Source organism: Bacterioplanoides sp. SCSIO 12839 (assembly GCF_024397975.1).
In the GTDB taxonomy this organism is placed as follows: domain Bacteria; phylum Pseudomonadota; class Gammaproteobacteria; order Pseudomonadales; family Oceanobacteraceae; genus Bacterioplanoides.
Map to the genome: position 1 here is coordinate 145,778 of NZ_CP073745.1, position 25,375 is coordinate 171,152.

The following is a 25,375-nucleotide window of genomic DNA, read 5'->3' on the forward strand; positions in this document are numbered from 1 at the left end:
ATGCATTGATGGGTTACAATGCCTCTGTAAAACACAAAAGTTCTTAAAAATTCTGTTAAAACGGCCTACTCATGTCGAATCCATTGCTCAACGATTATCTGAAGAAAATACTCAGCGCCCGTGTCTACGACGTAGCCATTGAATCGCCGCTGCATATTGCCACCTTTCTCAGTGAGCGTTTGGGCAATCAGATTTGGCTGAAGCGTGAAGATGAACAACCGGTGTATTCGTTCAAGATTCGCGGTGCTTATAACAAGGTCGTGCAGCTGACTGAAGACGAAAAAGCCGCCGGTGTGGTAGCCGCTTCGGCCGGTAATCACGCTCAGGGTCTGGCGTTAGCGGCGAAAGAGCTGGGCATTAAAGCCACTATTGTGATGCCACGCACCACACCTGAAATTAAGGTGAAGTCGGTGAAAGCTCGCGGTGCCAAGGTGGTGTTACACGGCGATGCTTTTGATGATGCGTTTGCTTATTCACAAAAGCTGGTGGATGAAAAAGGCATGACCTATATCCACCCGTATGACGATCCGGAAACCATTGCCGGGCAGGGCACCATCGGCATGGAGATCCTGCGCCAGATGCGTAACCCGGTGGATGTGGTGTTTGTGCCGGTGGGCGGTGGCGGCCTGGCGGCAGGTGTTGCTGCCTATATCAAAGCGCTGCGTCCGGAAGTGAAAGTAATTGCGGTAGAAAGTACCGAATCGGCCTGTTTGGCTGCGGCAATGGCCGAAGGTGAGCGGGTAATCCTGGATCAGGTTGGTATCTTTGCTGACGGTGTAGCGGTGGCTCAGATTGGTGAGAACACCTGGGAAGTCTGTAAAGACCATATCGACGAGTGCATCACAGTTACGCCAGATGAAATCTGTGCCGCGATTAAAGACATCTTTGACGATACCCGTGCCGTGTGTGAACCGGCGGGTGCTCTGGCTGTAGCCGGGATGAAAAAGTACGTTGAGCGTGAAACCTGCGAAGACCAGAATCTGGTGGCCATTCTCAGCGGTGCCAACGTTAACTTTGATCGCATGCGCTATATCTCCGAAGTAGCAGAAATTGGTGAAGGTCGGGAAGTGATTCTGGCGGTGACCATTCCGGAAGAAGCGGGCAGCTTCCAGAAGTTCTGCAGCTTGTTGGGGAAACGTCCGATTACCGAATTTAATTATCGTTACGGCGATGACGACAAAGCACGTATTTATGTCGGTGTGAAAGTCGGCGCCGAAGGGAATGCGCGTCAGGAATTATTGAATGAGCTGCAATCTCACGGTTACCCGGTGATGGACATTACCGATAACGAAATTGCCAAATATCATATCCGTCATATGGTGGGTGGCCATGCACCGGGCAGTGTGAATGATGAGCGGGTGTACCGCTTTGAATTCCCGGAACGTCCTGGCGCGCTGCTGAACTTTCTGAAGAAACTGGGTAAGCGCTTTAATATTTCACTGTTTCATTACCGTAACCACGGCGCGGCGTTTGGCCGGGTATTGGTTGGTTTACAGGTGCCAGAAGATAAGGTGCCACAGCTGGAAGGTTATTTACATGAGTTGGGCTATCGTTTCTGGGATGAAACTCAGAATGAGGCCTATCAACTGTTTCTGAGATAAGCCTGCTTCTGAGGCCGTGCTGGCGATACCAATTCTAAAAAAGATACAAAAGACAGGTTTTTAGCCTGTCTTTTTCTTTTTTGGCACAACTGAGTTGGAGTCAGAAACTTGCCTGACGACCAATAAAGCCAAATAATGACAAAATGATGACAGCCAGGGAGTCGGCAGCCGTATGTGTCTGTAACCCCTGAATAATAATAACGAGAATGCTATGTTGTTTTATCTCCGAGTTTTGCTGTTAACCGCGTATTTTCTGATTGCCTGTGGCGCCGTGGTTATTTTATGTTTAGTGCGTCCATTTCATCGCAAAAACAATCAACAAGGGTCCTGGATTCTCAGTCTGGGGCGTTATCTGCTGGGCCTGCGTTTTAAGGTTGTGCGCCGTAATCCGCTGAGCGACGATCAGCAAGCGATTTATATTTCCAATCATCAGGACAGCCTGGATGTATTTACCGTGACGGCTCAGGTGCCAGCCAATACGGCGTATCTGGGTAAAAGCACGTTAAAGTACATTCCGGTATTTGGTACCGCTTTCTGGTTGGCGGGCAATTTGTTTATTAATCGCAAGAACAAAGCCAAAGCGTGGGAAACCATGGGGCTGGTTGCCAAACAGGTGAAAGAGAAAAAATGCTCGGTCTATATCTTTCCCGAAGGCACTCGCAGCCGTGGCCGTGGTTTGATGCCGTTTAAATCGGGCGCGTTTGCGTTGGCGATTGAATCGGGTTTGCCGATTGTGCCGGTCGTATTTTCCAGCAGCGATAAAAATATCGACCCGGGCCGACTGAAGTCAGGTACGTGTCTGGTGAAATATCTGGACCCAATCTCGACCGAGGGCATGGGCGAAGAGGACGTCAGAGCGCTGGCCGATCATTGCCATACGCTGGTGCAAAACACCATTGATGAACTGGATGCTGAAATTGCCGCAATGGCACCCATGAAACAGCCCACTGCTGAGGTGGGCTGATTGTTGTAACAGGCTGATCGCTACAACAGACTGGTTATGTGATTACGCCTGTAATGCCTTAACCAGTGCACTACCAACAGCGTGTGCGCTGGATGGATTCTGACCGGTGATCACACGGTCATCTTCAATGACAAACTCACCCCATGGCTGCACCTTAGAATATTTTGCGGCGGTACGAGCCAGAGACTCTTCCAGCAGGAATGGGATGTCATTGATGGTGCCGTAGTCGACTTCCTCTTCACGGGTGAAACCAGTCACTTCTTTATTGGCTAACAGCTTTTCACCATTAGATAAGGTGATTGGCAATAAGCTCGCCGGACCATGACACACCGCTGCTAAAACACCGCCAGCTTCGTAATGCGCTGCTGCCAGATCCGCCACCTGCTTGTTCTCTGCCAGGTCCGATAACAAACCAAAGCCGCCTGGGTAGAAGATGGCGTCATAGTCGTCGATGTTCACCTGAGCTACCGGAATGGTGTTGTTCATACGGCTGGTGAAGTTGTCGTCGGCCAGCACCTGGTCATTCACCGGGTCATTCTCAAGGTCGGTGCCGTAGATCGGTGCTTTACCGCCCAGAATCGACACGATGTCGTAACCAATATTGGCTTCATCCAGCAGATGAACGACGTGTGTCAGCTCCGGTGAGTAGGTGCCATTTGCCTGATCGGTAGTGCCCAGGGTGGCATGGTTCGTTACCGGGATTAAAACCTTTTTCATCTCAGATTCCTCTGTATAGAACATGATTCTTTAAGTAGCGAAGTGCGCTGCTTGGGGTGCTGCTGTTTGGGGCGCTTCGCAATGACGACCATAGTATTGGTTTGCTGTAATGGTGATAATGGGGCTAACCTGAAAATCATTATTGCTGTATGGCAAAGACAAAAGTCTTATAAAGAAGAGCGAAGCATCATGGATAGCTTTGAAGGTATTGTTGAATTTGTTGCGGTGGCGGAGAAACAAAGCTTCTCTGCTGCGGCACGGGAGCTGGAATGTAGCACCAGCCATGTCAGTCGTCAGGTGTCGCGTTTAGAGCAACGCCTGGGGTCGGCGCTGGTGGCACGTACCACCCGGTTGGTGAGCCTGACCGAAGCGGGTAATCAGTATTATCAGCAGTGCCGGGAATTATTAAACGGTCTGCAACAAGCGAATGAACAACTGGGATCGCAGCAGTACCAGCTCAGTGGTGTATTGCGGGTGAGTCTGGCAGGCACCTTTGCAGAAACGCATGTGATGCCTGCGCTGGTGGCATTTGCACAACAACATCCGGAGTTGCGTTTGCAGCTCGACTTTAATACCCACATTGTGAATTTTGTTGAGAGCGGTTTCGACTTTGCTATTCGTTTCGGACAGTTACAGGATTCGGGTCTGGTGGCTCGCAAACTGGTGAAACGTTCCATGATGGCCGCCGCCAGCCCGGAATATATTCGTCGCTTTGGTTTGCCAAAACACCCCGACCACCTGCGCCATCATCAATGTGTGTATAACAACGACCACTGGACGTTTCAGGAAGCGGAGCGGGTGTTAACGGTGAAAGTGGCTGGCCGCATTCATACGAATAACCAGCATGCATTGGTACACGCCTGTGAGTGTGGCTTAGGGATTTCTTATATGCCCAAACGGAATCTGCAGCCTTTGGTGGAGAAAGGGCTATTAACTCCGGTTTTGGAACCATACTGGTATCAGGGAATTAACAGCTGGGTGGTCTATCCTAATCGTCGCTTTTTACCCGCCAGAGCGCGGTTAGCCATCCAGTATTTATTGGATCATTTTGCCGACTGGCAGGAATAGCAGGCCACTGGTCTGCACGTTTGAGAAGTATGTTGTGAGCACTGAAGAATTTACAGAAAAACGTCGTTTTATTATTCAGCTTGGCAAAGCGCTGCATAAATTTGGCACCCCGGCTTATCGGCTTGAGAGTCATCTGCAGAATGTCGCCGCCAATCTGGGGGTGACCGGATATTTCCTGATTACACCAACCACCATGACGTTTGTGCTGAATCACGATGATGAGCAGGAATATAACCACATTGCCCGGGTGAATCCCGGGGAGCTGGATCTGGGGTCACTGGCGCGTTGTGACGAGCTGGTGGATGAACTGACCAGTGGCCAGCGGAATCTGGCTGAGGCGATGCAGCGCCTGGCGGATATTCAGTCCCGGCCGAACCCGTATGGGCCGTTACTGACGGGCGCTTCATTCGCTACCGTGGCGATGGGCTTTGCCATGTTAATGGAAAGCAGCTGGAATAATGTGCTGTGGTCAGCTTTGTTTGGTCTGCTGGTGTACGGGCTGGTGTACCTTGCTGAACGGTCAACACGCATGGCCGATATGCTGGAGCCGTTGGCAGCCATTCTGTGTGGTGTTGGTGGTTGTGCCGTGGCGTTAGTGGACCCCGGTATTGATATTCCGGTGGTGATTCTGTCGGGCATTATTGTCTTTATACCGGGGCTGGCACTCACCATTGGCCTGGCCGAACTGGCGGCCCGTGATCTGATTTCTGGCACGGCACGGGTGATGGACGCCATGATGCTGTTGTTCAAATTGTATTTTGGTGCTGTGTTGGGCATGACGCTGGGCCGCGCCTTTTTTGGTTCGGTGGCATTTGTTGAGCCGGTCGCCGTCGCTCCCTGGGTGCACTGGTTGGGAGTGCCGCTGTTATCGTTATCACTGGCGTTTATCTTCCGTGCCCGTCTGAAAGACATGTTGTGGGGCGTTTTGGCCGGAGTGATTGCTTACAGTGTGGCCGAAGTGGCGATGTTATATTTCACCAGCTCAATCGGTATTTTTTTTGGCGCACTGGCGGTGGGTGTGTACGCCAATTTGTATTCCCGCTGGATGAAAGCCCCCGCTTCAATTGCTCTGCTACAAGGCATTGTGATTCTGGTGCCGGGCAGCAAAGCGTACATTGGTTTAAATGCCATGGTGTCCGGTGAGGTGATGCTGAATCAGGTGGCGATTGGCCCTCAGGTGTTTCTGATTCTGATGTCGCTGATTGCCGGGCTGATTTTTGCCAATGTGCTGATGCCGCCACGCCGTAATCTGTAATACTTAGGGCACTTTTTATGATCTGGGTGGTCTGATCTGGGTAGTCTATAGTGTTCTGGGTATACGGATCGAAGGAGTTAAACAGAATGTTCGCCAATGCATGGTTTAATCGCTTATTGTTACTGGCCACTCATGGTGGTGTTGGGTTTATCGGATTTGCTTTAGGTATTTATATGTTACCTATTCTGACCGCGCCCGATTCGCCATCAGATATCGCTATGATGCAAAAGCTTAACAGCACCGAATATGTGGCTGATGTACAACGTGATTTAAAAGACAGTGACTTTTTGCATTGGGGAGAAGGCAAATTACGGGTCGGTAGCGACTTTATTGCCTTTGACGGTGAGCTGGCACCAGGGCCAGATTATATTCTGTATTTATCGCCGGAGTTTGTCGAAACCGAAGCCGATTTTAACCGTTTGAAGTCAACCATGACGCCGGTTGGCAATATTAAAACCTTCGACCGCTTTATTTTGCCGCTGGATGAATCGGTGAATCTGGAAGACTTTACTACGGCGATTGTCTGGTGTGAGTCGTTTGGCCAGTTTATTACCGCCGCCCAGTTCCGTAACAAATAGCTTCGTAATTAATCCAGCAGTGAATACATCAGTTCACTGAAGCGTTTAACCGAACGTTCACATTGCTGCAAATGCTGGCTGGTGGCCACCACCTGCCAGCCTTCTTCATCCAATGCCAATACACAGGGAGCGCGGTCTTTCGCGAGGGTCAGCTGTTCGGGTTCCAGCTCATCCAGATGGCGGTTAAAAAAAGGAATCGGAAAGTTATTTTTGAAGGTGGAAAAGCTGTCTTTTTCCCAGGCAAGCCGGTGGCTGATATCACACAAAGCACACTCACGGCTGCCGGTCAGTTTGCCAACAACATAACGAACTTCTCCCAGTATCGAACCTTCGGCGTTATACACACCAATCAGTTGCTGATAAGCCATCACCATTCTCCGCCGAGCTGCGTTGATTTCATAGTAACGCTGATAAGACAGTGTATCCAACACTGATCGCTTGTCTCGAGCCGTAAACCCTCTACATCATTCCGGTTGCCTGATAAACTTAAGCGTTTTCTTTGTACGGATTGCTGAGTCATGCCGGAACAAATCCCCAACGATTCTGTTGGTTTGGTTATTCCCAAAGTCCATCATTTTGATCAGCCACTGACACTGCGCAGCGGCCGGGTGTTACCCAGTTATGACCTGGTGTATGAAACATATGGTGAGCTGAACGCCGATCACTCCAATGCCGTGTTAATTTGCCATGCGTTAAGCGGCGACCACCATGCCGCGGGTTACCACAGCATGGAGGACAAAAAGCCCGGCTGGTGGGACAGTGCCATTGGCCCGGGTAAAGCCATCGATACCAATCGCTTTTTTGTCGTAGCGCTGAATAATCTGGGTGGTTGTGCAGGGTCGTCCGGGCCGACCAGCATCAACCCGGAAACCGGCAAACCCTGGGGACCGGACTTCCCGATTGTGGCGGTACGGGATTGGGTGAATGCACAGGCCAGGCTGGCAGACGTCTTAGAGATTGATCAATGGGCCGCCGTTGTTGGTGGTAGCCTGGGCGGTATGCAGGTATTACGTTGGTCAATTCAGTTCCCTGAACGTTTGCGTCATGCGGTTGTGATTGCATCGGCCCCCAAGTTGTCTGCGCAGAATATTGCCTTTAATGAAGTCGCGCGCCAGGCGATTGCCAAAGACCCGGAGTTCCACGATGGTCATTATCTGGAGCATGGCACCATTCCGAAAACCGGTTTGATGCAGGCCCGTATGTTAGGTCACCTGACCTATCTGTCTGACGATGCGATGAAGCAGAAGTTTGGCCGTGAGCTGAAAGAAGGCAAATTAAATTACAGTTTTGCGCCGGAATTCCAGGTCGAAAGTTACCTGCATTATCAGGGCGAAAAATTTTCTACCCGGTTTGATGCCAACACCTATATGTTGATGACCAAAGCACTGGACTATTTTGATCCGGCGGCGGATTACGACAACGATCTGGTGCAATGTCTGAGTCAGGCGCAATGCGATTTTCTGGTGGTGTCGTTTACCACAGACTGGCGTTTCTCTCCTGAGCGCTCGCAGGAAATTGTTGATGCTTTGATGCATGCCGATAAAAACGTCAGTTATGCCTGTATCGAATCCGATAATGGTCATGATGCCTTTTTACTGCCAATTCCACGTTATCTGGATATTTTTTCGGCGTATATGGAGCGTGTGGCTGCTGACATACCAACGGCTGGAGGTCAGTCATGAATATTGCTAACGACGTATTGCGTGACGATCACGCGCTGATTCAGCGTGGTGTAAAGCCCGGCAGTCAGGTATTGGATTTGGGGTGTGGTCAGGGTGCTTTACTGCAATACCTGCAACAGCATAAAAATGTGCGTGGTTATGGCCTGGAAATTAATCCGGACAATATCACCGCCTGCATCCGTAACGGTGTGAATGTGATTGAGCAAGACTTAGATAACGGCTTGCGCAATTTTGAAGACAACAGCATTGATACCGTCATCATGACTCAGGCGTTACAGGCGGTTGAGCGCCCGGATTTATTGTTGGATGAAATGTTGCGTATCGGTAATGAAGCGATTGTGACCTTCCCTAACTTTGGTTACTGGCGCACGCGTTTTTATCTGATGTTTAAAGGCCGTATGCCGATGTCAGAAACCTTACCGTATAACTGGTATGACACGCCAAATATTCACATGTGTACCTTCCGTGACTTTGAAATTTTATGTCGCGAAAAAAATATTAAAATTCTTAAAAAGACCGTTGTCGATGGTGAGCATAAGCAACACTGGACGATTCGGTTATGGCCAGCCATGCTGGGAGAAATCGCGGTGTATCACATTACCCGCAAATAACAATCGATGAGGAGATCAACCATGAATATTCTCAAAAATCTGATGCTGACTCTGATGTTAAGCCTGATGGCTTCATTCGCATTGGCTGCAGACCGTGGTGAACAAAAACAGGTGTTCGGCGATTATGAAGTTCATTACATTGGCTTGAACTCAACGTTTTTAACGCCAGATGTTGCCGAAGCTTATGGCATCACCCGTTCCGGCTCTTTGGGGTACCTGAGTATTTCGATTCTGAAAAATGATAAAAATTCAGAATTACCCATGCCGGTGACTGGCAAGGTAACCGGTCAGCTGCGCAACTTAATTGGCCAATCAAAAGAGCTTGAATTTAAAGAAATTAAAGAAACCAATGCGGTGTATTACATCAGCACGTTTCGTTTTGATGATGGCGATATGTACCACATTAACTTGCAGGCTACGCCAGATGGTCAGTCGCGCAGTTATGATGTGAAATTCAGCCAGCGTTTTTATAAAGAGTAACCCTTCTCTTATTACGCATTTTCTTCTTCAAAGTTTAACGGTTGAATCTGGTGTTTGTTTTCTGACCGTCTGCCACAGGGATGTGGCAGTCGAGCGTACATGGATGTATCTACCGCGTGTCAGAAAATAAACACCAGAGTCGACCGGAAGGTCTGTTTTAAATATGAAAAAAATCGTCCTCGCTAGCGGCAATGCCGGTAAGTTAAGAGAGTTCTCGGCCATGTTTGCCAACCATTTTTCTGAACAAGCCATCGAAGTCATTCCTCAGAATGATTTTAATGTGACAGAGGCAGAAGAAAATGGCTTAAGTTTCGTAGAGAATGCCATCCTGAAAGCGCGCAATGCCGCACAACAAACGGGCTTACCTGCATTAGCCGATGATTCGGGTATTGAAGTGGATGCCCTTAACGGTGCGCCGGGTATTTACAGTGCCCGTTATGCACAGCGTGAAGGGTATCGCGGAGAAGAATCGGGGGATGCCGCCAATAATGCCATGTTATTACAGGCTTTAAAGGAGGTGCCTGACGCACAACGTACGGCACGGTTCCAATGTGTCCTCGTTTATATGCGCCATGCCAATGATTCAACGCCGCAGGTTTTTCAGGGAAGCTGGGAAGGCCGTATTGTGTTAAATCCGGAAGGTCACGAAGGGTTTGGCTACGATCCGTTATTTTTTGTCGAGAGCGAACAGTGCACCGCTGCGGCATTAAGCAAAGAACATAAAAACCGGATTTCTCACCGGGGCACCGCCATGCAAAAACTGATGGCTGACATTAAGCTTTAAGCCTCAATCAACATGTCAGACAACACATAAATAAACATGCATTAATATCTTAGAAAAGAAGTTGTATTTTGGATATTTTAGAAAAACTTGAAAGTAAAATTTTAGACACCATCAGCTCGGTTGAAGAGCTGAGAAGCGAACTGGGCAATAAAAAAGATCAGCTGAAAAACACCAATGCCCAGCTGATTGAAAGTGATGCCGAGCGTTTATCATTGCGCTCTGAGCTGGAAACTACGCAACAGGAAGTTCAGGCGTTACAACACGAAAAGCAACAACTTCAAGACGCCATCGAAGTGTTGCAAAATGAAAAAGCGCAATTAATGGAAGAAAAACAAAACGTTATTAACGAAGTGGAACAGTTAAAGCAGGATATTACCCAGCTGACTCATGAAAAAAATGCCTGGGCGACCAAGGTTGAATCCATTCTTGATGTACTGGCGTTAGCGGAAGAAGAAGCCGCTGCTCAGAAAACCGCTTAACATGTTCATACTCCCGCCACTCAGCCTTTATATTCACGTACCCTGGTGTATTCGTAAGTGCCCTTATTGTGACTTTAATTCACATAAAGCCGATGAAACACTGCCTGAGCGGGAGTATATACAGGCACTGCTGGCGGATCTTGAACAGGATCTTCATTGGGTACAGGGACGTGATATCCAAAGTATTTTTATCGGTGGCGGTACCCCCAGTTTATTATCGGTGTCTGCCTATCAGACTTTATTTTCCGAATTAAAAAAACGTCTGCATTTTGCGGATGATATCGAAATCACATTGGAAGCCAATCCAGGAACGTTTGAAGCGGAAAAATTTGCCGGTTATCGCCAGCTGGGCATTAATCGCCTGAGCATTGGTATTCAGAGCTTTCAGCCGCAGCATCTGGAAAAACTCGGGCGGGTACATGATCGAGAGCAAGCTCTGAATGCAGTTCGTCTGGCGCGAGAGTCTGGCTTTGATAATTTTAATCTGGACTTAATGCATGGCTTGCCCGGACAAACTATTGAACAGGCCATAGACGACCTGAAAACGGCACTCAATTTTGAACCGCAACACCTGTCCTGGTATCAATTAACCATAGAACCCAATACTGAATTTTATAAACGCCCACCATTGTTACCCGAAGACGACACCTTATGGGATATACAAGAAGCGGGGCTGGAGTTATTGGCCCAACACGGCTTTGAGCATTATGAAATTTCGGCTTTTTGCCAGCCTGGCAAAGCCTCGAAGCACAATCTGAATTATTGGCAGTTTGGTGACTACCTTGGCATCGGCGCCGGTGCTCACGGTAAAGTGACACTCTCTGAAGCCAATACCATTATGCGCACGAATAAAACCCGTTTACCGAAGGATTATTTGAATCCGGATAAACACTTTTTGGCCGGAAAACAAACCATTGAGCCGGAAGATATTGGGTTGGAATGTCTGATGAATGCGTTGCGACTGCGGCAAGGTATTGCGGTGGACGATTTTGAAGAACGAACCTTTTTATCCTTGGATGCGGTTGCTGAACCCATCACTAAAGCCCAACAGCTGGGTTTGTTGAATATTGATAAACGCATTTATGCGACTGAAAAAGGCCAGCAATATTTAAATGAATTGCTGGCGTTGTTTTTAACCGATTGAGGTGTAACAGGCCCTAAATATCGTCGGTGATAATAACGTTACTTTCTTCCGGCTTTTGCAATAACACCATCTCATTAAACTGCTCATTATCTTTCAGGCTATCAAAACTGGCATCCACGCCAGCCTGAATACGTAATGATTCAGAACGCTGAATCGCCTCCGCCAAATCACGTAACGCCTCCTCAACAAAACCGGATTCGGCATAAGCACAGGCACGTTGGTAAAAGGCATGGCTGTTTTCCGGATCAATTTCCAGTGCCCGGTTCGCAAGACTGGTTGCCCATTCGGTTTGCCCAAGTAATAACGCTGCATCGGCTTTGTAGGTCAGAGCTTCAAGGTCTTCCGGGCGCAGCGCCAGAATCTGATCGTATATCGAAATTTTATTCTGTGGGCTGTTTTCTTGTGAGGCTTTTAACCACAGTGAATGAATTTCGTTGGTTAATACAATTTCTTCCTGAGCGGCTTTAATGTGGCGTGACTTGCGATGTAATTCTTTCTCCAGGTTTTCCAGACGTTCTTCATACGATGCGGTAATGCGGCTGATTTCCTCGTTGGCATAGGAACCAACCCGTTCTTTCACATCCCGCAATGAATTCCAGCCAATAATTACCAGCAATGACGACGCACCAGCCAACAGATAAAAGAAATAGGTAACGGTATCGGTGGCATAAGTTAACGCACGGTCGGCTAACTCAATTTCTTTATCAATAATTTTGCTGGTTAACTCCAGACGAACATCGGCAATGCTCTGTCGCAGGTCTTTAACCTCACCCAGGATGTAACGCTCGGTAAAAGCACTGTAGAGCGGTTTATCCAGTTGCTCAATTTGTGCTTCTGCGACCGCATGTTGAGTTAATTCTGCAGGCTGGTTTGATCCTGTCTCTGGTTGCGCAGGCGCGTGTGCACTCAATACGAAAAAAAGTAATAAGCCGATGATACGAGTGGTGATGGACATAGCCTGAGGATCCACTGAAGAATGCAATTGAATCAATACAGGATAGCTGGATTTGGCAGAGCGAGATACCCGAAACGGGTATCTCTTAGTGGCATTTCTTGTTCAGAAATGTGGGAAAGATATTAACCGTCGAGGGCTGACTTTAATGGTTCGTGCTGTTCAGCCTCCAGGCGAGGGCCAAACTGACTAACGACTTTGGAAGATGCGGCACTGGCTAAACGACCAGCAGCGGCAAAATCGTGACCGTGGGTGATGGCATATAAGAAGGCTCCGGCAAACATGTCGCCAGCACCGTTAGAGTCGACGGCGGTGGTTGGGTTCGGAATGATCGGGTGCATCAACTCACCATCAAAGGCCAGTGCGCCTTTGGAACCCAGAGTAATGGCGAAGGTTTTGGCAACACTTTTCATGGCTTCAACGGCATCATCCAGGTTGTCGGTATCGGCAAATAACATGGCTTCCTGTTCGTTGCAGAACAGCAGATCAACGCCGTCACCGATGATTTCTTTTAAGCCGTCTTTAAAGAACTGAACCATGGCCGGGTCGGAGAAGGTGATGGCGGTTTTCACACCGTGTTTCTTTGCCAGCTCCATCACCTGAATGGCAGCTGCGCGTGAAGTGTCGGACGTGACCAGGTAACCTTCGATATACACGTAGTCTGAATTTTTTAACGCCTCTTCGTTGATGTGTTTGGCGTGTAATTCGCTGGTGATACCCAGGTAAGTGTTCATGGTGCGCTCGGCATCCGGTGTGACCATCACCAGGCATTTACCAGTAACGCCTGAGTCACGATCACCGTCCATATTGGTATCAACGCCGGCGGCTTGCAGGTCTTGTACGTAAAAATCACCGGCTTCGTCATTGGCGACGTTGCAGGTGTAAAAGGTTTTGGCGCCAAAATAGCTGGCGCCAATAATGGAGTTCGCCGCACTGCCACCGCAAGCGCGTTTTTTCAGACCATAGTCCGTGCTTAACGTATCGAGCATAGTATGCAGCTGATCTTCTTCGATTAAGGTCATCATGCCTTTTTCAATGCCAGCCTTGGTGAAGAACTCGTCCTGTACTTCGAACTCTTTATCAACCAGCGCGTTGCCGATGCCATAAATGTGATACGTCATATATTGTCTCTGTTTATTGTCGGTGGATATCGGAAATCAGCCGATATCAGGAATAAGTTGATGGCAGTGTATCGCTCCCTTGCATCAGATCAAGTCTGACGGATGACGCGTTGCTTCAGGCTGTTATTATGACGGCTATGAACAAGGTAACCCGTTTTATTCGTCAGCATCAGCGTGTCCGTCATGCGGTGTATCAGACCGATGCCAATATCCGCCGTGCAGTGTTACGCACGGCGGCTATTTTGTTGTCGTTTGTCAGCTTGCATATTGCCGCCATGGTTTCGATTGAAGGCATGTCGGTCTGGACGGCAATCTGGTTGACACTCACCACCATTACCACAGTTGGTTATGGTGACGTGTCGGCATCGACGCCGGTAGGGCAGCTGGCAACGGTAGTGCTGATGTATGTTTGTGGTATTACGTTAATGACGTTTCTGATCAGTGACTATGTGGATTTCCGCATCGCGCGACGGGAGCGAATCCGAACCGGACACTGGGACTGGAATATGGCCGATCACATCCTGATTATTAATTCGCCGAAGTACAATCACGAAGCTTACTTTGTACGCCTGATCAGCCAGATCCGTGAGAGTGGTGAATATCCGGAAACTCCCATCTTGTTGTTGAATGAAGCCTTTACCGACGGCTTACCAGATTGCCTGCGTCAGCTGGGTGTTGTGCATGTCAGCGGTTCAGCCAGTCGCCCGGAAGACCTTAAACGTGCCGGCGCTGAGCGTGCTCGCCACATCGTGGTGCTGGCCCGGGATGAATATTCCACTGACAGTGACAGTTTCACCTTTGATGTGGCGCATCGCCTGTACTCGTTGCACATCAGCAATAAAGTCATGGTCGAATGTGTGGATGATGCGAATCGTGGGCGGCTCAGGGAATTGGATATTCCGGTGATTCTGCGTCCGATTCGTTCATACCCCGAGATCATCGTACGCGCCATGGTAGCGCCTGGATCTGAGCAGGTGATTGAGGATATGTTTACCCATGCTGATGACCACACAGTGCGATTTCCGGTCTGGCTCGAAGGGGAGCGCTGGGCAGATGTTGTTAATGCAGTGGTGCAGGCCAACCTTGGTACACCGCTGGCGTATGTAACCAAAGAAGGTTCGGTGATCAAACATCCGGATGGCGATCACCATGTTCACGCCCAGTCTCTGATTTTACTGGTGCATACCGAGCGGCCAGTGTGTGTTCGTGATATTCAGCGCGCGATAGAAGTGCACTTTAATAAGCGTATGGAAAATCTGATCTGAACTTTTTCGGTTTGCTGGCATCCTATAGAGCGGATTGCTGTCTTTACTCTTTCGTTTGGTGATGACAGACTTTGTAATCTTATAACGTCTCTTTTGGTTGGCTTATGCCGTTTCGTCGTCATACATCGTTGTTAGCGATCGTATTCAGTGTCCTGATGGTGCTGGTTGCGAGTATGCAAACACTGCATGAGCAGCTTGCTCATGACGGCATGACGACGCACTGTGAATATTGTTTGCAGGCGTTAGATCCATCCGGTGTTATTCCTCCGCTATTAATTGCGTTGCCAGCCCTGGTGCTGGACCTCTCTCCTCAACTGTTGCTGGCGTTTGTTGCGCCACGTCGTATCAATGTCGGTGCTCCGGCTCGTGCTCCTCCAATGGTCACTGTTTCTCAGTCACCTTTATTAACACTATAAAACCAAATTTTTATCTGTATTTTGGAGAAGTACCTCATGCGTAAGCACCTGTTGGCGTTGGCCGTTGCCAGTGCGTCTTTTACCCCTGTTCATGCTCAGGAAAATGTTGAGCTGGATAAGGTTCGTGTTACGGCAACACCAACCAATCAATCGCAGTCTGAAATTGCTCAGCCAAGCATTGTGTTAACCGGTGAAGAGCTGGATCGTCATCGTGCTCAATCATTGGGTGAAACTCTGGCGCAGCAGCCAGGTGTTCACAATGCCAGTTTTGGTACGGAGGTGGGTCGTCCGGTGATTCGTGGTCTGGGCGGAGCTCGAGTGAAAGTGCTGCAGTCAGGCTTAGAGGCCATTGATGCGTCATCAGTCAGCCCGGATCACGCTGTTGCTGTACATACCCATGGTGCCAAGCAGGTGGAAGTATTGCGTGGCCCGGCCTCACTGCTCTATGGCAATGGTGCTTTTGGTGGTGTGGTGAATGTGGTGGATGATCGTGTACCTCACGCCGATGATCACGAAGGTATTGAAACCAATGTGCGCTTGGGTGTTAACAGCGTTAACGACGGCAAAGAAATTGCGCTGAGCCATGAAGGTAAAAAAGACCAGTGGCATTGGCACCTGGATGCAGCACAAACCAGCTCGGACGATTACCGTATCCCATCTGATGCCGGAGAGATTCACCGCGAAGAGGATGGTGAAATCGAGCGTCACGATGCCGAAGGCAAGCGTCAGGACAATAGTGATGTTGAGCATAATCGTCAGTTCGCCTTGGGTGGCAGTTACGAGTTAGCCGACGGTGGTCATGTGGGTATTGCTGTGAGCCGTCTGGATGCCGAATTTGGTTTGCCAGGTCATGGTCATGAAGACGAGCATGAAGAAGAAGGCGAAGAACACGAAGAAGAGGGTGAAGAGCACCACGAAGAGGAAGAAGGCCCGGCTCGGGTTGAATTAGAAAGTACCCGTATTGATCTGGATGGTTTGTTTAAAGCGCCGTTTGCGGGAGCAGAGTCGCTCAGTATTAAGCTGGCACTGACGGATTATGAACACACCGAAGGGCATGAAGAAGCTCATGGTGAAGAAGAGCACGACGAGGAAGAAGAACATGAAGAGGGTGAGGAGCATGAAGACGAACATGAACACGGCCCAACCACGTTCAAAAACAAAGCTCAGGAATTGCGTGCAGAATTAGTGCTGGAGGAAATGCTGGGTGTGACACATGTGTTAGGCAGTCAGATCGCAGCTAAAGAATTTTCGGCCATTGGTGGTGAGGCTCTGGTGCCGGAAACTGATACTCAGGAGCTGGCTGTATTCTGGTTAGGTGAGAAGCAGTGGCAAGACCTGACCTTAGAGGTGGGTGCGCGTCTCGATAGTGTTTCACACAAACCATCGAATCCGGGTGAATTGGATGCAGCCTGTGGTTTTGTTGCTGCGGATGTCGATGATAAAGATTTCACCAATCACAGTGTGTCGGTTGGCCTGATTCAGGAATTATCAGAAGGCTGGCAGGTTGCCGGCTCATTGACCAGTGCGCAGCGTGCTCCGGCGGTTGAAGAACTGTTTTCTTGTGGTGCTCATGAATCCACCCTGAGCTATGACATTGGTAATCCGGATCTGGATGAAGAGCAGGCGTTAAATGTCGACCTGGCGTTGCGTAAAAACAGCGGCGCGCTGACAGGCTCTCTGAGTGTATACCGCAATCAGATTGATGATTTTATTTTCCAGAATGCGGTTGTCGCGGAGGGGGATTTGCTTGAAGTTGAGGGGCTGCAGGCTTATCGCTTTGAACAGGATGAGGCAACGTTGACGGGTGCTGAATTGCAGCTGGCTTATCAGTTGGCTGATTTCTGGGAAGTCACAGCAATGGCCGATGGCGTGCGTGGCAAGCTCGATAATGGTGATTATTTACCACGTATGCCGTCCGATCGTGTCGGTTTTGGGGTGAATTTCGAATCAACCAGCTGGACCGCTTATGCGCAGCATACCTTTGTTGCTAAACAGGATCGCACGGCTACCTTTGGTGTCTCGGATGGCGGTGATGAAATCGAAGAAATCGAAACCGATAGCTATCAGCAGTTAACCGCGGGTGTGGGATATCTTATCAGTACAGAAGGTGCTGAATATCGTATTGATCTGCAGGGCAACAACCTGCTGAATGAAGATATTCGTTACCATACGTCCTTCGTGAAAAACCAGGTGGCGCAACCTGGGCGCGGCTTTAAGCTGTCATTGAATGCACGTTTCTGATATCGCTTTTCGAATGCTTTAAAGCGAATATGAGTGAGGCCACGCAGCGAACTGCGTGGCCTTTTTTATGTCTTTGAAATGGCTATTCGTTGTAAACCACTCTGACTTTTCTGGTTGTCTGCTTTCGTCGAGCATGGCTTCTGATATAGTTTGTCGATGACAATTATTGTTTGTTGATAACAACAAAGATCGGGAGGCTGACATGCTGAATAAATTATTAGGCTTATTGTCCGATGGGCAGTTCCACTCTGGTGAAGAGTTGGGAGAGTCCTTGGGTGTCAGTCGTGCCGCCGTCTGGAAGCAGCTCAAGAAGCTTGATGACCTCGATATTCCTTATTCTTCGGTGAAGGGCAAGGGCTACCGGTTGCATGACGAAATTGAACTGTTGGATGGCGAGCGTATTCAGTCAGGTATCAGTCAGCGCCTGGATTGTCTGGAGGTACTGCTGGATGTTGATTCCACTAACTCGTATCTGTTTCAGAAAGCCTCAGACCATATGGGCAAACGTTATGCTGTGATGGCGGAGAAACAGGCTGCTGGTCGTGGTCGCCGTGGTCGTCAGTGGGTCAGTCCGTTTGGCAAAAATATCTATCTCTCTCTGTTGGTGTCATTCAGTGGTGGTGTTGCAGCACTCGAAGGTTTGAGTCTGGTGACGGCGATTGCGGTTGAAAGGGCATTGCTGAAGTTGGGTATTAAAGATGTTGGCCTTAAATGGCCGAATGATATTTATGCCGATGGTAAAAAGCTGGCGGGCATTCTGCTGGAGGTCACCGGAGAATATAACAGCCACTGCCAGGTGGTGATTGGTATTGGTCTGAACTTGTCACTGAGTGATAAAGACGCCGAAGACATCGGCCAGCCCTGGACGGCATTAAAAAATATCCGCCCGGACTTATCCCGCAATGATGTTGCAACCGTGCTGTTGAATGAGCTGCTGTTGGCGGTGGATGAGTTCCAGAAGCAGGGGTTTGCGGTGTTTCAGGAGTATTGGTCGCAGCGAGACATTTATCACAATCAGGAGGTTGTGATCCTTAGTCCGGGTAATGATAAGCGTGGCATTGTGAAAGGCGTCAACCGCAAAGGCGAGTTGTTGTTGCATACTGATAAGGGTATGGAGGTTATTGTGGCCGGAGAGATCAGTGTCCGACCTGTTTCTTGATATTGGCAATACCCGTATCAAGTGGGGTTACCGCTCTGCTACCGATGCGGCTCACTGGACTACCGGCGCTTGCCAGGATTCGGATTTTTTTGCGCTCAGCTGGCCGTTTGATATCACGCGTCTGGTTGTGTCTTGTGTGCGGGATAAGCCTCAGCTGCATCAGCAATTGCAGCAGGTGTTTGCTGATAAACTGGTTTGGCTGAGTGAGCCGTTGGCAAGCTTTCCACTGTTTGTTCATTGTTACGCGGATCACCGCCGGTTGGGGGTGGACCGTTGGCTGGCAATGTTGGGTGCCCGTCAGCTGCATGATGGTGATGTGTTAGTCGTGGATGCCGGTACGGCGCTGACGCTTGATTTGCTGACTAAAGACAATCACCATCAGGGCGGCTGGATTGTTCCTGGATTGCAGCTGGCCCAGCTGGCGTTGTTTCAGCATACGCAGCGGGTTAATCCCTTTGCTGATGAGAGAGGTGCAGCTCATGCCGGGCCTGGGCAAGATACTCTGGGGTGTGTCAGTTCGGGTGTGCAGCGCCAATTACTGGCACTGGTGTTGTCTGTGATGACTGATTTTCCAGGCTGCGGTGTTTGGGTTTGTGGTGGTGACGGCTTATGGCTATCGCAGGCATTACAATCTGATGGCGGTGTGGATGTGGATATAACGCATTCACCGGAATTAATTTTTGAAGGTATGGAATCCTTATGCGCTGGATCTTTTTTGCCCTAGTGTTTGCCAATTTGCTGCTCTTTGCCGTGTTTTGGCAGCAGCAGGGAAATGACACGCGTCCTATTCCGCAAACCGTTCAGGTGGTTGATAGTAACAAGCAGCTTGAGTTGGTATCTGAGCTGAAATCGCCGTTGGTTGCTGTTGTTGAGCGCCCGGAAGACTCTGAAGTGCGCCAGGCGCGTTGTTATGTTGCCGGGCCGTATTCGGATGAATTGGATGCCAGGCATTTGCTGGCTCGTGCTCAGGCGTTGGCGCTGGCCGGAAAAATTAATTCGGTGGATATCTCGACTGATGAACCCTCGGAATATTGGGTGCATGTACCACCCAGAGCCACTCGCGCAGCAGCATTAAAGACATTGCGTGAATTGCAGCAGCGCAAGGTAGATTCTTACATCATTACTCAGGGGGATCTGGCAGAAGGCGTTTCACTGGGTCTGTTCCGTAATCAGAAGTCGGCGCAGAGTGTGCAAAAGAAAGTTGAACGCTTTGATATTCCAGTAGAAATTCGTGTCATTACCAAGTCGGTGCGTGAGTATTGGGTTGAAATTGATCAGGTTGCACAGCTGAATGAAAAGATGCGCGAACGAATTCAGGCGGGTGACAGTAATATCGACTGGCAGCTGGTGGCTTGTTCCGAATAATGTTTGCGGCACTCATTGCAGTGTCTGCGATAAGTTTATAAAAAATAAGAAAAAAGTTGTTGACAGGTAGGGCACTGCTCAATATAGTACGCGCCACTTCGGTGGGGTTCCCGAGCGGCCAAAGGGATCAGACTGTAAATCTGACGCGAAAGCTTCGCTGGTTCGAATCCAGCCCCCACCACCACTATTTTTGATAGCTGTCGGATACGGCTATTGGAGCAAGCAGGTAGGCTTGGTCGTTTGAACCTACTTGTAAGGTCGCGGGTATAGTTCAATGGTAGAACCTTAGCCTTCCAAGCTAATGATGCGGGTTCGATTCCCGCTACCCGCTCCAGTTTGCTGATATAGCTCAGTCGGTAGAGCGCATCCTTGGTAAGGATGAGGTCGGCAGTTCGAATCTGCCTATCAGCACCATTATTTAGAATTCAGAAAGGTAGGCCATTGGTCTGCCTTTTTGTGTATGTGATTTTGAAAAGTGTTTTCGGTATCGAAAACTGTTAAACCTCAACTTAAAGAGAATTGAGTCATGGCAAAGGAAACGTTTGAGCGCTCCAAACCGCACGTAAACGTAGGCACCATCGGTCACGTTGACCATGGTAAAACCACTCTGACTGCAGCGCTGACACGCGTTTGTGCAGAAGTATGGGGCGGCGAATTGGTAGCTTTTGAAGGTATCGATAACGCACCAGAAGAGCGTGAGCGTGGTATCACCATCTCAACTTCTCACGTTGAATACGAATCCCCAAGCCGTCACTACGCACACGTAGACTGCCCGGGACACGCGGATTATGTTAAGAACATGATCACCGGTGCTGCTCAAATGGACGGCGCTATCCTGGTATGTGGTTCTACTGACGGCCCAATGCCTCAGACTCGTGAGCACATCCTGCTGTCTCGTCAGGTTGGCGTGCCATACATCGTGGTATTCCTGAACAAAGCTGACCTGCTGGCTGAAGACTGCGGCGGCGCAGACTCTGAAGAATACGCAGAGATGCTGGAACTGGTTGAAATGGAACTGCGTGACCTGCTGTCTGAATACGACTTCCCAGGTGACGACACGCCAATCATCCCAGGTTCTGCTCTGATGGCTCTGAACGGCGAAGACGACAACGAAATGGGTACTACCGCTGTTAAGAAGCTGGTAGAAACTCTGGACGAATACATCCCAGAGCCAGAGCGTGCAATCGACGGCGACTTCATCATGCCAATCGAAGACGTATTCTCTATCCAGGGCCGTGGTACTGTTGTAACTGGTCGTGTTGAGCGCGGCATCATCAATACTGGTGAAGAAGTTGCGATCATCGGTATCAAGGAAACTACTACCACTACTTGTACTGGTGTAGAAATGTTCCGTAAGATTCTGGACGAAGGCCGTGCAGGTGAGAACGTTGGTGTTCTGCTGCGTGGTACTAAGCGTGACGAAGTTGAGCGTGGTCAGGTACTGGCTAAGCCAGGTTCTATCACTCCTCACACCAAGTTCACTTCAGAAGTTTACGTACTGGGTAAAGATGAAGGTGGTCGTCACACGCCATTCTTCAAAGGCTACCGTCCACAGTTCTACTTCCGTACGACTGACGTAACCGGTGCTGTTGAGCTGCCAGAAGGCGTTGAAATGGTAATGCCAGGTGACAACGTGACTCTGTCTGTTGAGCTGATCGCTCCGATCGCGATGGACGAAGGTCTGCGTTTTGCGATCCGTGAAGGCGGCCGTACTGTAGGCGCTGGTGTTGTAGCGACTATCGTAGAGTAAAACGTAAGTTTTATCTCAAAAAGCCAGTTTGACTTGGCTTTTGGGGTGGTGGGTTGTGAATGGGCTCGCCACTCCGGCCATGAAGAGTATTTTCTTTGTGGTTAAAACCTAAAATTTCTTGATTTTTCAAGAGCTAGCACTTGATTAATGAAAAAGCTGCTGTATAGTACAGCGCCCTAATTGAGTGAACTTTAGGCCAGTAGTTCCAATTGGCAGAACGGCGGATTCCAAATCCGCATGTTGGGGGTTCGAATCCCTCCTGGCCTGCCACATTCCTAAATGGCAGCTTCGGCTGCCTTTTTTGGCTTCAGGGAATAGTAATGAGTACCGAAAGCAAAGCAAATAATTCGCCATTAGATATTGTTAAATGGCTGGTAGCGATTGCTCTTTTTGCCGCCGCTGTAGTGGGTAACTACATGGCTCCGGATCTCTATCTGGAAGCGCAAGGCGAAGAGCTGCCTCTGTTGTTCCAAGTGTTGGCAGTTGTTGCGTTAATGTTGTTGTCTGCGGGCGCAGCGTTAACGACTGCGAAAGGTCAGGCCTTTCTGCAGTTGCTGAAAGAAGCCAATATCGAGCGTCGCAAAGTTGTATGGCCGACGCGTCAGGAAACAACCCAAACCACAATGATTGTTGTGGTTGTTGTGTTTGTAATGGCTTTAATCTTGTGGGGTCTGGATTCTCTGCTGGGTTGGCTGGTTTCGTTAATCGTAGGCTGAAGGTAAATCGATATGGCTATGCGCTGGTATGTGGTACACGCCTACTCTGGTTACGAAAAGCGTGTTCAAAACACTTTAAAAGAACGAATCGAACTGCACGAAATGCAGCACTTGTTTGGTGATGTGTTGGTGCCAACCGAAGAAGTGGTTGAAGTTCGTGACGGTAAAAAGCGCAAGAGTGAGCGTAAGTTCTACCCAGGCTACGTGCTTGTGCAAATGGATATGAATGATGACTCGTGGCATCTGGTTAAGCAGACGCCGCGTGTGATGGGTTTTATCGGCGGTACTGCTGATAAGCCTGCGCCAATTACTGAGCGTGAAGCGGATGCCATTCTGCAGCGTGTTCAGGATGGTGCTGATAAGCCTACTCACAAAACCATTTACGAGCCAGGTGAAGTGGTTCGTGTTATTGACGGCCCATTTGCCGACTTTAACGGTGTGGTTGAAAGCGTTGATTATGAGAAATCACGTTTGCAGGTGGCTGTCACTATTTTTGGTCGTTCTACGCCGGTTGAGCTTGAGTTTACTCAGGTCGAAAAATCCGCGTAAAACGCAATTAAATGACGCTTAACCGAGTGCTAAGTGTCGGGAAGCCGTAAGGCGTTATTACCCATTTGGAGTAAATCATGGCTAAGAAAGTCGAAGCTTATATCAAGCTGCAAGTAGGTGCTGGTAAAGCAAACCCAAGTCCGCCGGTTGGTCCTGCTCTGGGTCAGCACGGTCTGAATATCATGGAATTCTGTAAAGCGTTCAACGCACAGACCCAAGGTATGGAAGCGGGCGCACCAGTTCCTGTAATTATTTCTGTATACAACGACCGTAGTTTTTCTTTCGAGATCAAAACTCCGCCAGCATCCTTCCTGCTGAAAAAAGCCGCTGGTATCAAGAGCGGTTCTGGTCGTCCAAACACTGAGAAAGTCGGTACTGTAAACCGTGCTCAGCTGGAAGAAATCGCAGAAGTTAAAATGAAAGACCTGACCGCTGCTGATATGGACGCTGCTGTTCGTACCATCGCTGGTTCTGCTCGTGCAATGGGTCTGAATGTGGAAGGAGTTGAGTAATGGCTAAGCTGACTAAGCGCCAAAAGCTGATCGCTGAAAAAGTAGAAGCTGGCAAAGTTTACTCTGTAGAAGAAGCGGTTGAAGTACTGGCTTCTCTGCCTGCTGCAAAATTCAAAGAGTCTGTTGATGTTGCTGTAAATCTGGGCATCGACGCTCGTAAATCTGACCAAAACGTTCGTAGCTCTACTGTACTGCCAAACGGTACTGGTAAAACTATGCGTGTTGCTGTGTTCACTCAGGGTGCTAACGCTGATGCCGCTAAAGAAGCTGGTGCAGACGAAGTTGGTATGGATGAACTGGCTGCGAAAATGAAAGAAGGTGATCTGAACTTCGACGTTGTGATCGCTTCTCCAGACGCAATGCGTGTTGTTGGTCAGCTGGGTCAGGTTCTGGGTCCTCGTGGCCTGATGCCAAACCCAAAAGTTGGTACTGTAACGCCAGACGTTGCTACTGCGGTTAAGAACGCAAAAGCAGGTCAGGTTCGTTACCGTAACGACAAGAACGGTATTATTCACACCACAATCGGTAAGGCTGATTTCACTGCAGACGCACTGAAAGAAAACCTGACTGCATTGCTGGCTGATCTGAAAAAAGCCAAGCCTTCTTCCGCCAAAGGCGTATTCATGAAGAAAGTGACTCTGTCTACGACTATGGGTCCTGGCTTGACTGTTGATCACTCTGCTCTGGATATCTAAGCCCTTTTAGACATCTGATCTGAGTATCAAAATCATCTTTGGGGTTATCGCCGGATTCTGCACTGCAGAGCTGTACCGGCGGTAGCTGTCAAAGACCGCAGGAGCAATGAGGTCACTGACCTCTGAGCTTAATTATTTCCTGCGTAGATGGTGTGTGGCCCCTTCAGAATTCTGAATTGTCACACCGAGACTGGCTCGTAAGAGCTCAATTTAACTTGTAGGAGTTAATCGTGGCCTTAGGACTCGAAGATAAGAAGGCGATTGTCGCCGAAGTCCAGGAAGCAGCTCAAGGTGCTCTTTCTGCTGTTGTTGCCGACTCTCGTGGCGTAACAGTAGAAGCCATGACCGCTCTACGTAAAGAAGCACGTGAAGCAGGCGTATGGATGAAGGTTGTCCGTAACACGCTGGCACGTCGTGCTGTTGAAGGTACTGATTACGAGTGTCTGACTGACTCGTTTAAAGGCCCAACTTTAATCGCATTTAACACCGAGCACCCTGGTGCTGCAGCTCGTATTTTCAAAGAGTTCGCAAAAGGTAACGACGCGTTTGAAGTTAAGGCTGGTGCCTTCGAAGGTGAAGTGGTAGACGTAGCGATGCTGGCAAGCCTGCCAACATACGACGAAGCTATCGCGAAACTGATGAGCGTTATGAAAGAAGCATCCGCTGGCAAGCTGGTACGTACCATTGCTGCTATCCGCGACCAAAAAGAATCAGAAGCGGCTTAATTTTTAACAAAATAAGCCTTTTCTACCAACAATTTAGCGAGCTATTTAAAGCTCCTTTAAATTTAGGAATTGTCTCATGTCTCTGACAAAAGAAGATATCATCAATGCTGTAGCTGAAATGTCTGTAAAAGACGTTGTTGAGCTGATCGAAGCGATGGAAGAAAAATTCGGTGTATCTGCTGCTGCTGCTGTAGCTGCTGGTCCTGCTGCAGGTGGCGCTGAAGCTGCTGAAGCACAAACTGAATTCGACGTAATCCTGAGCGCTGCAGGCGACAAGAAAGTTAACGTGATCAAAGCTGTTCGCGGTCTGACTGGTCTGGGTCTGAAAGAAGCTAAAGCAATCGTTGATGGCGCTCCTGCTGCTGTTAAAGAAGGCGTATCGAAAGAAGACGCTGAAGCAGCTAAAGAAGAGCTGGAAGCAGCTGGCGCAGTTGTTGAAGTTAAGTAATTTGCGCATTGTTGCAATGCCGTTACTGTCGCATTAAAGTCTGATGCGACGATTGGCTGGCGGGGTTAAACCCGTCAGCCTTTTCGCGTTCTACGCGA

The 25,375-nt window shown here is 49.1% G+C and carries 28 protein-coding genes and 4 tRNA genes; 28 read left to right on the forward strand and 4 right to left on the reverse strand.

What is annotated here, in order from left to right; all coding sequences use genetic code 11:
• Positions 1 to 71: 71 nt before the first annotated feature.
• Both ilvA and KFF03_RS00665 read left to right on the forward strand, forming a co-directional pair.
• The gene (gene ilvA, locus KFF03_RS00660) at positions 72 to 1,601 is read left to right on the forward strand and encodes a threonine ammonia-lyase, biosynthetic (RefSeq protein ID WP_370647424.1); all 1,530 of its coding nucleotides are present in this window, start codon (positions 72 to 74) and stop codon (positions 1,599 to 1,601) included.
• Between the two features lie 211 nt (positions 1,602 to 1,812).
• The gene (locus KFF03_RS00665) at positions 1,813 to 2,565 is read left to right on the forward strand and encodes a 1-acylglycerol-3-phosphate O-acyltransferase (protein ID WP_255858365.1); all 753 of its coding nucleotides are present in this window, start codon (positions 1,813 to 1,815) and stop codon (positions 2,563 to 2,565) included.
• A gap of 42 nt (positions 2,566 to 2,607) precedes the next feature.
• Here KFF03_RS00665 and KFF03_RS00670 read toward each other — a convergent pair whose 3' ends face one another.
• A complete protein-coding gene (locus KFF03_RS00670) occupies positions 2,608 to 3,282 on the reverse strand; it encodes a type 1 glutamine amidotransferase domain-containing protein (protein WP_255858366.1) in 675 nt (224 codons plus the stop codon).
• A gap of 81 nt (positions 3,283 to 3,363) precedes the next feature.
• On the opposite strand from KFF03_RS00670, the gene KFF03_RS00675 reads away from it, so the two are divergent.
• The 3 genes from KFF03_RS00675 (at position 3,364) to KFF03_RS00685 (ending at position 6,183) form a co-directional block, all read left to right on the forward strand.
• The gene (locus tag KFF03_RS00675) at positions 3,364 to 4,350 is read left to right on the forward strand and encodes a LysR family transcriptional regulator (protein ID WP_255858367.1); all 987 of its coding nucleotides are present in this window, start codon (positions 3,364 to 3,366) and stop codon (positions 4,348 to 4,350) included.
• Between the two features lie 34 nt (positions 4,351 to 4,384).
• Complete coding sequence (locus KFF03_RS00680; RefSeq protein ID WP_255858368.1) at positions 4,385 to 5,605, forward strand: threonine/serine exporter ThrE family protein; 1,221 nt, start codon at positions 4,385 to 4,387, stop codon at positions 5,603 to 5,605.
• An 86-nt stretch (positions 5,606 to 5,691) separates the two neighbouring features.
• The gene (locus KFF03_RS00685; protein WP_255858369.1) at positions 5,692 to 6,183 is read left to right on the forward strand and encodes a DM13 domain-containing protein; all 492 of its coding nucleotides are present in this window, start codon (positions 5,692 to 5,694) and stop codon (positions 6,181 to 6,183) included.
• An 8-nt stretch (positions 6,184 to 6,191) separates the two neighbouring features.
• Here the strand turns inward: KFF03_RS00685 and KFF03_RS00690 are convergent, their stop codons facing one another.
• The gene (locus KFF03_RS00690; RefSeq protein WP_255858370.1) at positions 6,192 to 6,551 is read right to left on the reverse strand and encodes a hypothetical protein; all 360 of its coding nucleotides are present in this window, start codon (positions 6,549 to 6,551) and stop codon (positions 6,192 to 6,194) included.
• A gap of 150 nt (positions 6,552 to 6,701) precedes the next feature.
• Here KFF03_RS00690 and KFF03_RS00695 point away from each other — a divergent pair, with 150 nt between their 5' ends.
• The 6 genes from KFF03_RS00695 (at position 6,702) to hemW (ending at position 11,363) form a co-directional block, all read left to right on the forward strand.
• Entirely contained in the window at positions 6,702 to 7,865 is a 1,164-nt protein-coding gene (locus KFF03_RS00695) for a homoserine O-acetyltransferase (RefSeq protein ID WP_255858371.1), read from the forward strand.
• Between the two features lie 17 nt (positions 7,866 to 7,882).
• The gene (gene metW, locus KFF03_RS00700) at positions 7,883 to 8,476 is read left to right on the forward strand and encodes a methionine biosynthesis protein MetW (protein ID WP_255860806.1); all 594 of its coding nucleotides are present in this window, start codon (positions 7,883 to 7,885) and stop codon (positions 8,474 to 8,476) included.
• A gap of 21 nt (positions 8,477 to 8,497) precedes the next feature.
• Entirely contained in the window at positions 8,498 to 8,956 is a 459-nt protein-coding gene (locus KFF03_RS00705) for a DUF4426 domain-containing protein (protein WP_255858372.1), read from the forward strand.
• Positions 8,957 to 9,119: 163 nt separating this feature from the next.
• Positions 9,120 to 9,740 (forward strand): RdgB/HAM1 family non-canonical purine NTP pyrophosphatase, encoded by a 621-nt coding sequence (gene rdgB / locus KFF03_RS00710; protein WP_255858373.1) that lies wholly within the window; start codon positions 9,120 to 9,122, stop codon positions 9,738 to 9,740.
• 68 nt (positions 9,741 to 9,808) lie between these two features.
• Positions 9,809 to 10,219 carry a hypothetical protein gene (locus KFF03_RS00715; protein WP_255858374.1) on the forward strand — a complete coding sequence of 137 codons (411 nt, stop codon included), beginning with the start codon at positions 9,809 to 9,811 and terminating at the stop codon, positions 10,217 to 10,219.
• A gap of 1 nt (position 10,220) precedes the next feature.
• A complete protein-coding gene (hemW, locus tag KFF03_RS00720) occupies positions 10,221 to 11,363 on the forward strand; it encodes a radical SAM family heme chaperone HemW (RefSeq protein ID WP_255858375.1) in 1,143 nt (380 codons plus the stop codon).
• Positions 11,364 to 11,376: 13 nt separating this feature from the next.
• Here the strand turns inward: hemW and KFF03_RS00725 are convergent, their stop codons facing one another.
• Both KFF03_RS00725 and KFF03_RS00730 read right to left on the reverse strand, forming a co-directional pair.
• The gene (locus tag KFF03_RS00725; protein ID WP_255858376.1) at positions 11,377 to 12,318 is read right to left on the reverse strand and encodes a hypothetical protein; all 942 of its coding nucleotides are present in this window, start codon (positions 12,316 to 12,318) and stop codon (positions 11,377 to 11,379) included.
• Between the two features lie 122 nt (positions 12,319 to 12,440).
• Positions 12,441 to 13,436 (reverse strand): adenosine kinase, encoded by a 996-nt coding sequence (locus KFF03_RS00730; protein ID WP_255858377.1) that lies wholly within the window; start codon positions 13,434 to 13,436, stop codon positions 12,441 to 12,443.
• A gap of 128 nt (positions 13,437 to 13,564) precedes the next feature.
• Here KFF03_RS00730 and KFF03_RS00735 point away from each other — a divergent pair, with 128 nt between their 5' ends.
• The 17 genes from KFF03_RS00735 (at position 13,565) to rplL (ending at position 25,277) form a co-directional block, all read left to right on the forward strand.
• Positions 13,565 to 14,701: a potassium channel family protein gene (locus KFF03_RS00735; protein ID WP_255858378.1), complete on the forward strand. Its 1,137-nt coding sequence runs from the start codon at positions 13,565 to 13,567 to the stop codon at positions 14,699 to 14,701.
• A 104-nt stretch (positions 14,702 to 14,805) separates the two neighbouring features.
• On the forward strand, positions 14,806 to 15,117 hold the full coding sequence (locus KFF03_RS00740; protein ID WP_255858379.1) for a hypothetical protein: 312 nt from the start codon (positions 14,806 to 14,808) through the stop codon (positions 15,115 to 15,117).
• 36 nt (positions 15,118 to 15,153) lie between these two features.
• Positions 15,154 to 17,358 carry a TonB-dependent receptor gene (locus KFF03_RS00745; protein WP_255858380.1) on the forward strand — a complete coding sequence of 735 codons (2,205 nt, stop codon included), beginning with the start codon at positions 15,154 to 15,156 and terminating at the stop codon, positions 17,356 to 17,358.
• A gap of 202 nt (positions 17,359 to 17,560) precedes the next feature.
• Positions 17,561 to 18,517 carry a bifunctional biotin--[acetyl-CoA-carboxylase] ligase/biotin operon repressor BirA gene (gene birA, locus KFF03_RS00750; RefSeq protein ID WP_255858381.1) on the forward strand — a complete coding sequence of 319 codons (957 nt, stop codon included), beginning with the start codon at positions 17,561 to 17,563 and terminating at the stop codon, positions 18,515 to 18,517.
• Positions 18,498 to 19,241, forward strand: coding sequence for a type III pantothenate kinase (locus tag KFF03_RS00755; protein WP_255858382.1), 744 nt, complete (start codon positions 18,498 to 18,500; stop codon positions 19,239 to 19,241). Before birA ends, KFF03_RS00755 begins: the two co-directional genes overlap by 20 nt.
• Complete coding sequence (locus KFF03_RS00760; RefSeq protein WP_255858383.1) at positions 19,217 to 19,882, forward strand: hypothetical protein; 666 nt, start codon at positions 19,217 to 19,219, stop codon at positions 19,880 to 19,882. The genes KFF03_RS00755 and KFF03_RS00760 overlap by 25 nt, the downstream gene beginning before the upstream one ends.
• Before the next feature lie 100 nt (positions 19,883 to 19,982).
• A tRNA-Tyr gene (locus KFF03_RS00765) sits at positions 19,983 to 20,066 on the forward strand.
• Between the two features lie 76 nt (positions 20,067 to 20,142).
• A tRNA-Gly gene (locus tag KFF03_RS00770) sits at positions 20,143 to 20,216 on the forward strand.
• A gap of 4 nt (positions 20,217 to 20,220) precedes the next feature.
• A tRNA-Thr gene (locus KFF03_RS00775) sits at positions 20,221 to 20,296 on the forward strand.
• Between the two features lie 112 nt (positions 20,297 to 20,408).
• Complete coding sequence (gene tuf, locus KFF03_RS00780) at positions 20,409 to 21,632, forward strand: elongation factor Tu (protein WP_255858384.1); 1,224 nt, start codon at positions 20,409 to 20,411, stop codon at positions 21,630 to 21,632.
• A gap of 193 nt (positions 21,633 to 21,825) precedes the next feature.
• A tRNA-Trp gene (locus KFF03_RS00785) sits at positions 21,826 to 21,902 on the forward strand.
• Positions 21,903 to 21,952: 50 nt separating this feature from the next.
• A complete protein-coding gene (gene secE / locus KFF03_RS00790; protein WP_255858385.1) occupies positions 21,953 to 22,348 on the forward strand; it encodes a preprotein translocase subunit SecE in 396 nt (131 codons plus the stop codon).
• Between the two features lie 12 nt (positions 22,349 to 22,360).
• Positions 22,361 to 22,897 carry a transcription termination/antitermination protein NusG gene (gene nusG, locus KFF03_RS00795; RefSeq protein ID WP_255858386.1) on the forward strand — a complete coding sequence of 179 codons (537 nt, stop codon included), beginning with the start codon at positions 22,361 to 22,363 and terminating at the stop codon, positions 22,895 to 22,897.
• A 77-nt stretch (positions 22,898 to 22,974) separates the two neighbouring features.
• Positions 22,975 to 23,409 carry a 50S ribosomal protein L11 gene (gene rplK, locus KFF03_RS00800; RefSeq protein ID WP_255858387.1) on the forward strand — a complete coding sequence of 145 codons (435 nt, stop codon included), beginning with the start codon at positions 22,975 to 22,977 and terminating at the stop codon, positions 23,407 to 23,409.
• Positions 23,409 to 24,104, forward strand: coding sequence for a 50S ribosomal protein L1 (gene rplA, locus KFF03_RS00805; protein WP_255858388.1), 696 nt, complete (start codon positions 23,409 to 23,411; stop codon positions 24,102 to 24,104). The genes rplK and rplA overlap by 1 nt, the downstream gene beginning before the upstream one ends.
• 230 nt (positions 24,105 to 24,334) lie before the next feature.
• A complete protein-coding gene (gene rplJ, locus KFF03_RS00810; protein WP_255858389.1) occupies positions 24,335 to 24,829 on the forward strand; it encodes a 50S ribosomal protein L10 in 495 nt (164 codons plus the stop codon).
• 76 nt (positions 24,830 to 24,905) lie between these two features.
• A complete protein-coding gene (gene rplL, locus KFF03_RS00815; RefSeq protein WP_255858390.1) occupies positions 24,906 to 25,277 on the forward strand; it encodes a 50S ribosomal protein L7/L12 in 372 nt (123 codons plus the stop codon).
• Positions 25,278 to 25,375 lie beyond the last annotated feature (98 nt).

Excerpts from the sequence above, each read along its gene's own strand:
- ilvA (WP_370647424.1), top strand. The coding sequence starts at position 72 with ATGTCGAATCCATTGCTCAACGATTATCTGAAGAAAATACTCAGCGCC.
- KFF03_RS00665 (WP_255858365.1), top strand. The coding sequence starts at position 1,813 with ATGTTGTTTTATCTCCGAGTTTTGCTGTTAACCGCGTATTTTCTGATT.
- KFF03_RS00670 (WP_255858366.1), bottom strand. The coding sequence starts at position 3,282 with ATGAAAAAGGTTTTAATCCCGGTAACGAACCATGCCACCCTGGGCACT.
- KFF03_RS00675 (WP_255858367.1), top strand. The coding sequence starts at position 3,364 with ATGACGACCATAGTATTGGTTTGCTGTAATGGTGATAATGGGGCTAAC.
- KFF03_RS00685 (WP_255858369.1), top strand. The coding sequence starts at position 5,692 with ATGTTCGCCAATGCATGGTTTAATCGCTTATTGTTACTGGCCACTCAT.
- KFF03_RS00690 (WP_255858370.1), bottom strand. The coding sequence starts at position 6,551 with ATGGCTTATCAGCAACTGATTGGTGTGTATAACGCCGAAGGTTCGATA.
- KFF03_RS00695 (WP_255858371.1), top strand. The coding sequence starts at position 6,702 with ATGCCGGAACAAATCCCCAACGATTCTGTTGGTTTGGTTATTCCCAAA.
- KFF03_RS00705 (WP_255858372.1), top strand. The coding sequence starts at position 8,498 with ATGAATATTCTCAAAAATCTGATGCTGACTCTGATGTTAAGCCTGATG.
- rdgB (WP_255858373.1), top strand. The coding sequence starts at position 9,120 with ATGAAAAAAATCGTCCTCGCTAGCGGCAATGCCGGTAAGTTAAGAGAG.
- hemW (WP_255858375.1), top strand. The coding sequence starts at position 10,221 with ATGTTCATACTCCCGCCACTCAGCCTTTATATTCACGTACCCTGGTGT.
- KFF03_RS00725 (WP_255858376.1), bottom strand. The coding sequence starts at position 12,318 with ATGTCCATCACCACTCGTATCATCGGCTTATTACTTTTTTTCGTATTG.
- KFF03_RS00730 (WP_255858377.1), bottom strand. The coding sequence starts at position 13,436 with ATGACGTATCACATTTATGGCATCGGCAACGCGCTGGTTGATAAAGAG.
- KFF03_RS00735 (WP_255858378.1), top strand. The coding sequence starts at position 13,565 with ATGACGGCTATGAACAAGGTAACCCGTTTTATTCGTCAGCATCAGCGT.
- KFF03_RS00740 (WP_255858379.1), top strand. The coding sequence starts at position 14,806 with ATGCCGTTTCGTCGTCATACATCGTTGTTAGCGATCGTATTCAGTGTC.
- KFF03_RS00745 (WP_255858380.1), top strand. The coding sequence starts at position 15,154 with ATGCGTAAGCACCTGTTGGCGTTGGCCGTTGCCAGTGCGTCTTTTACC.
- birA (WP_255858381.1), top strand. The coding sequence starts at position 17,561 with ATGCTGAATAAATTATTAGGCTTATTGTCCGATGGGCAGTTCCACTCT.
- KFF03_RS00760 (WP_255858383.1), top strand. The coding sequence starts at position 19,217 with ATGCGCTGGATCTTTTTTGCCCTAGTGTTTGCCAATTTGCTGCTCTTT.
- tuf (WP_255858384.1), top strand. The coding sequence starts at position 20,409 with ATGGCAAAGGAAACGTTTGAGCGCTCCAAACCGCACGTAAACGTAGGC.
- secE (WP_255858385.1), top strand. The coding sequence starts at position 21,953 with ATGAGTACCGAAAGCAAAGCAAATAATTCGCCATTAGATATTGTTAAA.
- nusG (WP_255858386.1), top strand. The coding sequence starts at position 22,361 with ATGGCTATGCGCTGGTATGTGGTACACGCCTACTCTGGTTACGAAAAG.
- rplK (WP_255858387.1), top strand. The coding sequence starts at position 22,975 with ATGGCTAAGAAAGTCGAAGCTTATATCAAGCTGCAAGTAGGTGCTGGT.
- rplA (WP_255858388.1), top strand. The coding sequence starts at position 23,409 with ATGGCTAAGCTGACTAAGCGCCAAAAGCTGATCGCTGAAAAAGTAGAA.
- rplL (WP_255858390.1), top strand. The coding sequence starts at position 24,906 with ATGTCTCTGACAAAAGAAGATATCATCAATGCTGTAGCTGAAATGTCT.